The sequence below is a fragment of the Acinetobacter johnsonii CIP 64.6 genome (genome assembly GCF_000368045.1).
In the GTDB taxonomy this organism is placed as follows: Bacteria; Pseudomonadota; Gammaproteobacteria; order Pseudomonadales; family Moraxellaceae; genus Acinetobacter; species Acinetobacter johnsonii.
In genome coordinates this window covers 969,694-981,252 of sequence record NZ_KB849236.1, presented here as the reverse complement: position 1 = coordinate 981,252, position 11,559 = coordinate 969,694, and the positions used below count along the sequence as shown (strand labels likewise).

The following is an 11,559-nucleotide window of genomic DNA, read 5'->3' as shown; positions in this document are numbered from 1 at the left end:
CCAAAGCCGCCTTGTTGACCGCCAAAGCCGCCTTGTTGACCGCCAAAGCCGCCTTGTTGACCGCCAAAGCTACCTTGTTGACCAGCGCCAGCAGGTGCACCAGCAGGACGCGGGTTACGTGCAGGAACAACTGTAGAAATTGCATGCTTGTAAACCATTTGGCTTACTGTATTTTTTAATAAAACAACATATTGGTCGAAAGATTCAATATGACCTTGTAACTTAATACCGTTTACAAGGAAGATAGAGACAGGAATACGTTCTTTACGGAGAGAATTTAAGAACGGATCTTGCAAAGTTTGACCTTTAGACATGTTATAACTCCAAAAAAATTTAAAAATCAGCGCAAAAAACTATCTTTATTTTTCAATTAAAAATTATAAAAAAGATAGTAGCTAAATTTTGCTTTATCCGTAGCAGTTTCGCAAGTCTTCTTGTGCCTGCGTGATAGTAGAATACGTTGTAAATTTATGTGCCTCTTGCAAAGATCTTAACCAAGTGTATTGACGTTTGGCAAGTTGTCGTGTCGCAAAAAGTGCTTTATCCTCCATTTCACGTTGTTTTTCGACTGTTTTATCTCCTTTCTGTAAAAATTCGAGTGCTTGTCGATACCCAACTGAGCGCATAGAGGGTAAATTTTCATCTAAATCGTATTTTTTCATAAGTGCTTCCACTTCATTCAAAAATCCGATGTCCCACATAATTTTCAAGCGTTGTGCAATTCTTTGGTGCAATTCGGCACGGTCTGGCATCAAAGCATAATTATGAAAATTATAGCGATAAGGCACGTTTTTAGGCTGTTCAGCTTGAAGTTTAGTAATGGGCTGCCCTGTCAACTTGTAAACTTCTAAAGCGCGAATAATACGTTGTTTATCACTCACTTTAAATTTTTCGCCCGCCAGTGGATCCACACTACATAATTCAGCATAGACCGCAGACCAACCCTCACTTTCACCTTTAGCTTCTATTTCAGCACGAACAGCATAATCTGCGCTCGGTAAATTGCTTGAAAGACCTTCTAAAAGTGCCTTGAAATAGAGCATAGTTCCACCCACCAAAATCGGGGTTTTACCTCGTGCATGCATATCATCAATTAGACCACATGCATCTTCAACAAAGTTTGCAGCCGAGTAGACTTCTAATGGGCTAATAATATCGATAAGGTGATGTGGATATTGCAGTAACTCTTCTTTGGTCGGCTTTGCTGTACCAATATCCATATCCTTAAAGACCAATGCTGAATCTACAGATATCAGTTCAAAATTTCCTTGCTCATAGAGCTGACATGCCAAAGCAGTTTTACCACTTGCAGTTGGCCCCATTAAATTGATGACCGGCAATTGAGTTGACATGTACAACTACTCTCCTCGAGCAAAAAGCTTATCTAGTTGAGCCAATGGAAACGCACGCCAAGTTGGGCGACCATGGTTACATTGGCTGGCAAATTCAGTTTGTTCCATTTGACGAAGCAAAGCATTCATTTCAGAAAGACCCAAAATGCGATGCGCGCGAACAGCACCATGACAGGCCATACCCGCTAGAATTTGATCACGCTTTTGCAGTAAGCCCTGCGCTTCATCATTTGGATCCAAATCGTTCAGTAATTCAGGTACCAGCGCCTCAAAATTGGCTTTATGTAAAATTGCAGGCACACCACGAACAATGACCTGCTCATCGCCATATTGATCAATTTCAAGACCTAAACGCGCCAATTGATCTTTGAGTTCTTCCACTCGTGTCGCTTGCATCCGCGTGATATTAATCACTTTGGGAATGAGTAACTGCTGAGAAGTCCAAAACTCCGGTTTATCCCATGCTGACTTCATTTGCTGTAGCAGAATACGCTCATGCGCTGCATGCATATCAACAATAATCAGCCCTTCTGTATTTTGAGCCAGCACATAAATACCATGTAATTGTGCAATTGCAATTCCCAACGGATGTTCATCGACTTTAGGGCTTTGCACTGCAAAATCAGCCAAAGGCTGAGCTTGATCAACACCAGATGATGTATCACGTAGAGGTGCTAAATAGCTTTGCAAGGCATTATTGAGCTGTTGTGAGCCCTGATAGCGTGAAGGTTGCGCCGAATAATGGACGCCTTGCGGTTGATTTGAACCAAAGTCAGTGAGCACATCCGATGGAGCTTGCTCACCAGTTTGTTCAGGCTCAACACGACGATGCAACTGCAAAGGCTCTTGATAGCGAGGCTGCACAGACATCAAAGCTTGATTCTCTGCAACCTTCATTGCATCAGATAAATCTGCAGTTGCCGTTTGAAACTGCGATAAAGTCTCTTTGGCATAATGACGTACAAATTCATGTACTTCACGTTGATTCAAAAAGCGAATTTCATGTTTGGTCGGATGTACATTGACATCAATATTTTCGGGGTCGACTTCCAGAAAAAGCAAATAACCCGCATGCTGATGTCCATGCAAAATACCATCATAAGCCATACGCAGCGCATGAGAGATGGTTTTATCTTTAACAATTCGACCATTCACATAAACATACTGCAAGTCAGCCTGAGCCCGCGCATCAGAGGGATGCCCCAACCAACCTGTTAAACGCATATTGATGCTATCTGCATCCATCCAATAAGCATTTTCAGTAAATGCACGCCCTAGCAACTGTTGTACGCGCTGAAAACGTAGCTCACCACTATCTGCAATCGGCAAGTTCAGTTTGATGCTTTGATTATGTTCAAGCACAAAACGAATATCGAAATGCGTCAGCGCTAAACGCCGGACGATTTCCTCAATATGACCAAACTCTGTGCCAGGTTTTTTGAGGAATTTTCGACGTGCGGGCACATTGAAAAATAAATCTTGTACCCGAATATGCGTACCTTTCGGTGCAGCTACAGCCTGAATCTCTTGATGGTCAAATGCAGTTCCATTGACTTCAACTTGATAACCAATTCCATCATCCGCTTGACTACTGGTCAAGGTTAAACGCGACACCGCTGCAATAGAAGCCAATGCCTCTCCGCGAAAGCCTAAACTGACAATTGCATGTAAATCTTCAGCGGTTTGGATTTTACTGGTCGCATGTCGCATTACCGCCAAAGAGAGGTCTTCAGCGTGAATCCCTCGACCATTGTCCATGATTTCAATTAAAGTACTGCCGCCTTGCTCTACCCGAATAATCAGCTCTGTCGCACCTGCATCAATCGAGTTTTCAAGTAACTCTTTGACCACAGACGCTGGACGCTCAATGACTTCACCTGCTGCAATTTGGTTGGCTAAAGCAGGATTCAAAGTATGAATACGGCGTATCTTTAAATCATCACGCATTGTTTAATTGGCTCTCTAAAGCTTGTAATAATGCTACTGAATGGAAACTTAAGGTAGCAGACCGTGTCAGTTCATCTTCCGATTTTTGAATATCAATAATTAAGTCCGCCTCAGGGATCTCATCGCCCCCTTTAGACGGCCATTCAAACAAAAACAATGCATTGGGCGTTTCCAAATAGTCACGAATGCCCATTAGCTCCAGTTCATACGGATCATTTAAACGATACAAGTCAAAATGGAAAATATCACGCCCTTGAACTTGGTAAGGTTCAACCAAGGTATAGGTTGGGCTTTTCACGGAACCTTGATGGCCTAAATGCTGTAAATAGTGTCGTGTTAGCGTGGTTTTACCCGCACCCAAATCCCCAATCAAATACACTACACCCGTCGTAAAATGCTGTGCCAAAATTTGCGCTAAATTTTGGGTATCTTGTTCATTATTGAGCGTTAAATTAAATGAATACTGCATAATACTCACGACAAGTGACAAAAGAACAATTATGATAGCACTGGACTCACAAAATGCCCAAGCCACAAGCTTGAAATCTCATATTTAACTGCGCCAACCGATTACATATTGCCTGCACATCATGCTCAACATAAAACCTGCTGAATTTTGCCCTCCCATGCTCAATGGCGTGAGCGCAAGTAAAGTGTTTCTGCCTAAATTGACACCCGCTCCGCACACCTTATTGGCGTATTTATCTGACCAATTTCCGCATATTGAAGCAACTGAGTGGCAGCAACGCTTTCATGATGGCTTGGTCTATGACGCTGTAGGTAATATCCTCCATACAGATTCGGCATATCTTGAAAATCAGCATGTGTTTTATTACCGCTTTTTAGCGCATGAAATTGAAGTGCCATTTCAGCATGACATTTTATTTGAAAACGATCATTTATTAGTGGTGGATAAGCCGCACTTTTTGACCATCAGTCCAACGGGGCAATATGTTCAACAAACCCTATTGGTGCGCCTGAAAAAACAAACAGGTATTGAGCATTTAACGCCCATCCACCGCCTTGACCGTGAAACCGCTGGCTTAGTGATGTTTTCCAAATGTATTCACAGTCGAGGGCTGTATCAGCAAATGTTTGCAGATCGACAGGTTCAAAAAACCTATCATGCGATTGCACCGTTTAACCGCGAACTCAAATTTCCACGCATAGTAAAACTGCATATGCAAAAAGGTGAACCGTTCTACACCATGCAAGTCCTAGACGAAGCACCGAACAGTGAAACTGAGATCTTGCTTTTAGAACATGATGAAACATGGGCAAAATATGAGCTTAAACCCGAGACAGGGAAGCAACATCAACTCCGTGTACACCTCAACTTCTTAGGTCTTCCGATTAAAAATGATCCGTTCTATCCTAAAGTTGTACATAAAGCCGACGATGATTTTAGTCAGCCTTTACAGCTATTAGCTAAGCATCTTTCATTTAAAGATCCAGTAACTCAACAGCTTATGCAGTTTAGCTCCAATTCTGAATTGACATTGTAATCTGCTTGTCATTACAAAATAATTTAAAATTCCATTGTATGAATATTGAAATTACAATGAAATTGATTAAAATAACTTCTACCCTTAAGTCGTTCAAATTATTTAAAAAATCATGAGAAAAACAGAAGTCTATCAAATTCGACTCGATTCCCAAGAAAAGAAACAAGCTTTTGCGGTGTTTAAACAACTGGGAATTACGCCTGCGCAAGCCGTTCGTTTGTTCTTCAAACAAGTGGTTTTAACCAAATCCATCCCTTTTTCAATTGAAAACCAGAACATCAATCTTGAACAACTGATTAAACTACGTAAACTCAAGCAAGAACAAAAAGCGGTTGAACACATCACCAGTGCAGACTCAACTGCAACCAATGATTTATTTGCAGACGATGAACATATTGATCTTTTTGAGGAATTAGCGGCAATTTTGGGAGAAAGTGACAAAACTTAACAGTGTTGCATTTCTAAACAAATTTTAGAAATATCCCTTTCAAAACTTAGGTATGCTTCATGTAAACATTATAAATACAGCATGGAGTAATACATGATCGTTAGACGTGCCACTTTAGAAGACTTAGAAAAACTTGCTGTATTATTTGATGAATATCGCCAATTTTATGGTGCATCTTCCAATTTAGCACTTTCCCAAAAGTTCCTTAAACTTCGCCTTGAAAACGAACAAAGCGTCATCTTCATTCATGTCAAAGACGATGTGATTACAGGTTTTGTGCTGCTGTATTTAGGTTTTTCTTCTGTGGCCTGCGCAACTTACTATATTTTAGATGATGTTTATGTTTCTCCACCGCATCGTCGCCATGGCTCAGCAAAACAATTGATCGATACCGCTATTTTGTTTGCGCGACACGAAAAAGCCATTCGTATTACGCTTGAAACGCAAAAAAATAATTATCAATCCCACAGCTTATATGAAGCCATGGGCTTTGTAGCGGATAATGAGTTTAAGACCTATCATTGCTTTCTATAGCATTCAACGTCTAAAGACCTTCACTCTCAAGATCATTGCGTGTCTTGGCTAAAGCCACTTGTTCAGCATTTAAATAGATCCAACGTCCCTCGACTAAATCTGGTATCTCCGTTAAGTCGAGCGCTCCAATTTGCTGACGATGCAAGCTCTCAACTTTATTTCCCACTGCCGCAAGCATACGTTTCACTTGATGATATACCCCCTGATGCACGGTCATTTGCAGTTCACATTCAGCTAAGCGTTTTACATCTGTTGCAGCAAAACTCCCTTTTTCATTTCGCAGTTCAACCCCTTGCTCCAGCTGCTGAACTTGCTCATCTGTAACAGGGTCGGCCGTTTTCATGCGATACTCTTTTGCCACATGCTTTTTAGGGTGTGTCAGCGCTTGTAAAAACTGACCATCATCGGTGAGTAACAATAAACCTGTGGTGTCTTGATCTAGACGACCTACACACTGAATACCACGATTCAAGAGCACATCGTCAAACAAATCAAAAACACTAAAATGATGTGTCGCCTGATGTGAACATTCATAGCCTTCAGGTTTGTTTAAGGCGATATAGACTTTTTCACGGTATTCAAAGCTCTCGCCATGTACCTTGTAGTGCAGAGCATCCAATTTGAGTTTATGTTTAGGGTCAGTAATGATTTGCCCATCAATTTCAATGACTGCATTTTTAATCAACTGTTGGCAATGCTTTCGCGAACCAAATCCTTGCGACTGCAACATTTTTTCCAACAGCATCAGCACACCACATTTTTAAATAAAGGCTCATTTTATACTTAAATACAGGAACATCAATCAAAGGACTCGGATCATTCGGCAGAGTGGCTAAAAAAACGTTACAATGCACATGTTTTTTTGACCAGTCTCTCCCCTATGCCGAACTTAGATTTGAACCTGATTGTCCTCCTAATCCTGCTGGCTTGCGGTATTTTCAGTCACAACTCTGCGGTAACCATTGCTGCGGCAGTACTCATTATTTTACGGATGACGCCACTGAGTGAATACTTTCCTCTAATTCAACAACATGGATTAAATATCGGGATTATCATTTTAACCATTGCAGTTTTGGTACCTATTGCAAGTGGTAGAATTAGCGGTGAAAGTATTTTTAAATCTTTTTTAAGTGTTAAATCATTACTTGCTATCGCCATTGGTGTTTTGGTTGCATGGTTAGGCGGGCGCGGCGTAAAACTGATGTCTAACCAACCTGATGTTGTTGCAGGCTTGCTGGTCGGAACCGTTGCAGGAGTTGCTTTACTACGTGGCGTCCCAGTCGGCCCACTCATTGCAGCTGGTTTACTTACCCTAATCATTGGTACAGGACAACCCTAGCCTAGCGAATACAAAAAAAATCCAAATTCTCAAGCTAGGTCGAATTAATCTGTATTTGCTGCCTTTAAATTTGACTTCTTTTTATAGAATGTCCACTCAATATAGCACTATGAATAAATATTCATCGTGCAGCATCTTCAGGGTTCGTATGAATGTTATGGTTGCTTAGTTCACTTATAACTTTTTTGAACAACCAAATTTTCATGTGATAAAGAACGTATAATACTTTTCATTTTCTCCTGTATTTATGTCCTCTCAAGAAAATAGCATCTCACCAACAAGCCACTTATCTGTCATTATTTTGGCATTGGCACTCGGTGGTTTTTGTATTGGGACTACTGAGTTCGTTGCGATGGGACTCATCCAAGAGATCTCACACAGTTTCAAACTCAGTATTCCTGTCACAGGGCATTTCATTAGTGCCTATGCTTTGGGTGTAACTATTGGCGCGCCTGTGATTGCCATTCTGGCCGCAAAAGTTCCGCGTAAAACACTCTTAATTGGCCTCATGCTGTTTTATGGTATCGCCAATGCCAGTACAGCACTCGCAAACAGCTATGAGTCTATGTTGATCTCACGTTTTATTGCAGGTTTCCCTCACGGCGCTTACTTTGGTATTGCCGCTTTGGTGGTTGCAGAGTTTGCAGGAAAGCAAAAGCGCGCTTCGGCTGTCGCCATGCTCATGATGGGGCTGAATGTCGCGACCGTGATTGGTGTGCCTTTTGCGACATGGCTGGGTCAGCTGTATGGTTGGCGTGCAGGTTTTGAGTTTTCTGCATCTATCGCATTTTTGACCGTGGTCGCGATTTGTTTTGGCCTACCTAAAATGCAGCTGGATCACACAGCCAGCATTCAAAATGAACTGCGTGGACTTAAAAACACACAAATGTGGATCACGCTTGCTGTCGGTGCAATTGGATTTGGTGGACTATTCTCTGTATATAGTTATGTATCGCCTATTTTGACTGAATATACCCATGCCAGCATTCAAGTCATTCCGTTTGCGCTGGCGTGTATTGGCTTAGGGTTAGTCATCGGTGGTATAGTCGCAGGACACTTTGCCGATAAAAACTTAAACAAGGCGATTATTTGGGTCTTAGTTTCCAATGCCTGCTCTTATGTACTTTGTGCTTTATCTATGGATCACCTTGCCACTGCTTTTATTGCACTCTTCTTAGTCAGCTTCAGTATTGCAGGTTTGGGGCCTTTACTACAAACCCGATTAATGGATGTCGCTGGCAATGCACAAGGCTTAGCTGCTTCGCTGAATCACTCTGCATTTAATATTGCCAATGCTTTTGGTGCCTTCCTGGGCGGCTGGTTAATTAGCCAAGGTTTAGGTTGGTTAGCTCCAATATGGGTCGGGGTTCTACTAAGTTTGGGTGGGCTAATTATTTTGCTGGTGGCTTTTCAGCATGAGAAAAAGTCGATATCCGCATGTAAAAGTGATGCAAATCAGACTTGTTAGACCAATCTAGATTTCTATTCAGATAAAGTAAGGCATGTGTATAAATGTACAATTTTAACGTTTTTCACATGCCTTTTTACACCGATTTATTCAGGTAGTTTCTTCCCACAGTGTGGACAATAGGCATATTGCTCACGCTCTTGCCTTAAAGATTCTTCTTTTTGTTCACGAATGAGCTGTAAAATAATATCGTGTGTTTGCTCTTTGGTCAGCCCAACTTCTTTACGAACTTCTTCAATTTTTTCTGTTTCTAAAACAAAATCAATATCGCTATTTTGGATTAGTTCTCGAAATCTGAGTTCAAGTTTTTCTTTACGCTGCTCAAGTTCATTGGCTAAACCATTGGCTAAAATACCCGCAGGCAATGCCGCTAAACCTACCCCTAAGATGGTAATAATCGCACCCAAAAAGCGTCCTAGCGGCGTAATAGGTGTCACATCACCATACCCCACGGTGGTCAGTGTGACTACGGCCCACCACATTGAAGCTGGAATAGAGCTAAAAACTTCAGGTTGTGCCTGACTTTCAATCAAATATACCCCCGCAGCCGCCATAATGATCATAATCATTAAGATGAAAATAACTGCTTGAAATGAGCCTTTTTCGCGCTCGATGACTCGTAATAAAATTTGTAGCGAGACAAAATAGCGGGTTAACTTGAGAAGTCGCAGCAGACGAACAATTCTTAAGAATCGCAAATCGAACTGAACAAAGAAGTTTAAATACGCAGGTAGAATAGCCAAGAGGTCGATAATCGCCCCACCACTTTTGACCCAATTTAGGCGGTTTTTCCAATCCGACTCAAAACTATTAGATTCAGCAATTGACCAAAAACGTAAGAGATATTCGACGCTAAAAACGACAATAGAAAAGATTTCAAAATAATAGAAAAAGTCTTGATACAACACATAGTACTTTTGCACCGACTCCAGCAAGACCGCAGCAGCATTACTCATAATCAGTGCAATCAGAAAATAGTTTAACCCTCGACTTAAGGGCGTCTCATAATCCTCATTATGCAAATTGTTATAAACAAATTTGCGTAGCGTGTACCAAGCTGTCAATTTCATTACGATTCTAAGTTATTCTTATCCCTTAAAATTCAGTTTAACTGAAGTTCTGGGCAATGTAAGTAAGAAATTTCTGCACGAAACGCCCTACTTTTAAGATGTTATTCAATATATAACAGCGCTAAACGAACTTGGTCATAGCCCATACGTGGATTGGTCAGTTCCACAATAGGACGAAGCTTAATCGCACCATCTTCGCTAAAGTGTTCTGTTTGCTGACGCTTCATTAAGCGTTTATAAATTTTCCGCACTTGCTCAACTACTTCTTCTCCAGGATGTGCCACGGAAATATCCAAGCCTTGCTCTTTATGCAACTTTGCCAAATGGTTGATAATAGTTGCAGCCGTCAAACCGCGCTCTTGTGCGATATCTGCAATTTCATAACCACCTTCAAACAATTCACGTGTTTCATCGAGTGTTGCAGAGGCATAGTTGGCTTTACCTGCATTACGAGCAATTTTCTTTTCATTTCGCTCAATCTCAATTTCATTGAGCGTTCCGCCACAGTGACGGATAAAGGCCTTGTGCTGTGGCTCAAGATCAATGGCCTCGAAATGTGTTTCGGCTTCATCGGATAGTTCTTGGAAGCGGCGGTCTGCCTTAATGGCAAGACTATCTAACTCCAAGGCTTGTTCATTAAAACCCAATAACCTTAAACCGTCCAAAGTCTTTAAGCGCGACAAAGCCACATAGCCCTGTCCTTTTTCAAAAGTATGACTAAGATTAATTTCCGCTGCCGCTAAAGTCATCCCTTGTGACTTATGGATGGTGATGGCCCATGCCAAACGCAATGGAATTTGCTGAAAACTGGCAATGGTTTTACCTGCATCATTGTCCACTGACCACGTTTCAGGCTCGACCACCAGTACCGTGCCATCAGTCAGTTTGACTTTCGGCAAGATCCCAAAGTCATCATCTTCTTCAAAGCCCACCACTTCGCCTAAGCTACCGTTGATATAGCCCACATCAAAGTTGTTCTTTACAAACATTACTTTGGCATTTTTCTTGAGGGTTAAATTTTCAGGTGCACGCACAGAAGACTTTAACGTTTCAATAAGCTTGTCATTGCCATCACACACCGCCTCAAACTGTCGGCCTTCATTTTCAATTTCATTCAGATGTTTGAAGTTGATGGTGTCCACGTCCATATTATGCGTATATAGACGTGTAAAGGTTTCTCCAATATCTTGCTGACGTGTGGCTTGTAAAGCCTGCAAGTGCTCAGAGTTAATACTCTGACCACGAATGGCATTTAAAATATCATTGAGATAATCATTGCCCTGACGGTGCTGCTCAGTCAAATAACACACGCGAAATTTAGCTTCCACCCAAGCATCAGACATAAAACAGAATTTATCGCGATTGCGTTCTTCATTTTTACCGACTGGCGGTAACTGGAAGAAATCACCTGCAACGATCACTTGAATCCCGCCAAACGGCTCTTCACTTTCTTTAAAGAACTTGAGGACTTTATTGACCAAATTGAGTTGCTTAGCATGTAGCATCGAAATTTCATCGATGATTAAGACTTGGGCATTTTCTAAATGCTCTTTTAAGTATTTACGTTCTTTCATGCGTTTGAGTTCATCTTCCCCCAAGGCATCTTTAATCCCTATACCGGCCCAAGTATGAATGGTCATGCCATTCATATGCGTCGCGGCAATACCTGTAGAAGCTGTAATCGCCACAGGCACTTTACGGGCTTTTAAATAGTTAATGTATTGGTTCAGCGTATAGGTTTTTCCTGCACCAGCGGAACCGGTTAAAAAGACATTTTCGCCCGCTTTTAAGAGTTTGAGTGCAGTTTCTTGCTTCATAAGACCTATACCATTGATGAACGGCTATAGCCTACCGAGTTTTTGCAAAAAAGTTAAGCAGATCTCGTCACACAGTAAA

General features: G+C 41.5%; 12 protein-coding genes. 5 read left to right on the top strand and 7 right to left on the bottom strand.

Translation table 11 applies throughout. The features are described 5' to 3' along the window. The 4 genes from hfq to tsaE all read right to left on the bottom strand — a co-directional run. A partial coding sequence (gene hfq / locus F986_RS18645) for an RNA chaperone Hfq (protein ID WP_004696813.1) occupies positions 1 to 314 on the bottom strand: 314 nt, incomplete at its 3' end. Between the two features lie 93 nt (positions 315 to 407). Beyond that, positions 408 to 1,352 (bottom strand): tRNA (adenosine(37)-N6)-dimethylallyltransferase MiaA, encoded by a 945-nt coding sequence (gene miaA / locus F986_RS15830; RefSeq protein ID WP_004696812.1) that lies wholly within the window; start codon positions 1,350 to 1,352, stop codon positions 408 to 410. A 6-nt stretch (positions 1,353 to 1,358) separates the two neighbouring features. Next, entirely contained in the window at positions 1,359 to 3,299 is a 1,941-nt protein-coding gene (gene mutL, locus F986_RS15825; RefSeq protein ID WP_004696810.1) for a DNA mismatch repair endonuclease MutL, read from the bottom strand. Continuing rightward, entirely contained in the window at positions 3,292 to 3,768 is a 477-nt protein-coding gene (tsaE, locus tag F986_RS15820) for a tRNA (adenosine(37)-N6)-threonylcarbamoyltransferase complex ATPase subunit type 1 TsaE (protein WP_026056383.1), read from the bottom strand. The genes mutL and tsaE overlap by 8 nt, the downstream gene beginning before the upstream one ends. 121 nt (positions 3,769 to 3,889) lie before the next feature. Here tsaE and F986_RS15815 point away from each other — a divergent pair, with 121 nt between their 5' ends. The 3 genes from F986_RS15815 to F986_RS15805 all read left to right on the top strand — a co-directional run bounded on the left by F986_RS15815 (position 3,890) and on the right by F986_RS15805 (position 5,786). Continuing rightward, a complete protein-coding gene (locus F986_RS15815) occupies positions 3,890 to 4,804 on the top strand; it encodes a pseudouridine synthase (protein ID WP_004696805.1) in 915 nt (304 codons plus the stop codon). Between the two features lie 112 nt (positions 4,805 to 4,916). Beyond that, positions 4,917 to 5,252 carry a type II toxin-antitoxin system RelB/DinJ family antitoxin gene (locus F986_RS15810; RefSeq protein ID WP_004696803.1) on the top strand — a complete coding sequence of 112 codons (336 nt, stop codon included), beginning with the start codon at positions 4,917 to 4,919 and terminating at the stop codon, positions 5,250 to 5,252. 93 nt (positions 5,253 to 5,345) lie between these two features. Beyond that, positions 5,346 to 5,786, top strand: coding sequence for a GNAT family N-acetyltransferase (locus F986_RS15805; protein ID WP_004696801.1), 441 nt, complete (start codon positions 5,346 to 5,348; stop codon positions 5,784 to 5,786). A gap of 10 nt (positions 5,787 to 5,796) precedes the next feature. Here the strand turns inward: F986_RS15805 and F986_RS15800 are convergent, their stop codons facing one another. Beyond that, positions 5,797 to 6,531 carry a pseudouridine synthase gene (locus F986_RS15800; protein WP_004696799.1) on the bottom strand — a complete coding sequence of 245 codons (735 nt, stop codon included), beginning with the start codon at positions 6,529 to 6,531 and terminating at the stop codon, positions 5,797 to 5,799. Positions 6,532 to 6,666: 135 nt separating this feature from the next. Between F986_RS15800 and F986_RS15795 the strand changes: the two genes are divergently transcribed. After that, entirely contained in the window at positions 6,667 to 7,125 is a 459-nt protein-coding gene (locus F986_RS15795; protein WP_004696797.1) for a DUF441 domain-containing protein, read from the top strand. 247 nt (positions 7,126 to 7,372) lie between these two features. Beyond that, the gene (locus tag F986_RS15790; protein ID WP_004696796.1) at positions 7,373 to 8,593 is read left to right on the top strand and encodes an MFS transporter; all 1,221 of its coding nucleotides are present in this window, start codon (positions 7,373 to 7,375) and stop codon (positions 8,591 to 8,593) included. Positions 8,594 to 8,679: 86 nt separating this feature from the next. Here F986_RS15790 and F986_RS15785 read toward each other — a convergent pair whose 3' ends face one another. Together F986_RS15785 and F986_RS15780 are read right to left on the bottom strand one after the other, a co-directional pair. Next, the gene (locus F986_RS15785) at positions 8,680 to 9,663 is read right to left on the bottom strand and encodes an ion transporter (RefSeq protein WP_004696794.1); all 984 of its coding nucleotides are present in this window, start codon (positions 9,661 to 9,663) and stop codon (positions 8,680 to 8,682) included. A gap of 101 nt (positions 9,664 to 9,764) precedes the next feature. Further along, positions 9,765 to 11,480 (bottom strand): AAA family ATPase, encoded by a 1,716-nt coding sequence (locus F986_RS15780; RefSeq protein WP_004696792.1) that lies wholly within the window; start codon positions 11,478 to 11,480, stop codon positions 9,765 to 9,767. Positions 11,481 to 11,559: the final 79 nt, after the last annotated feature.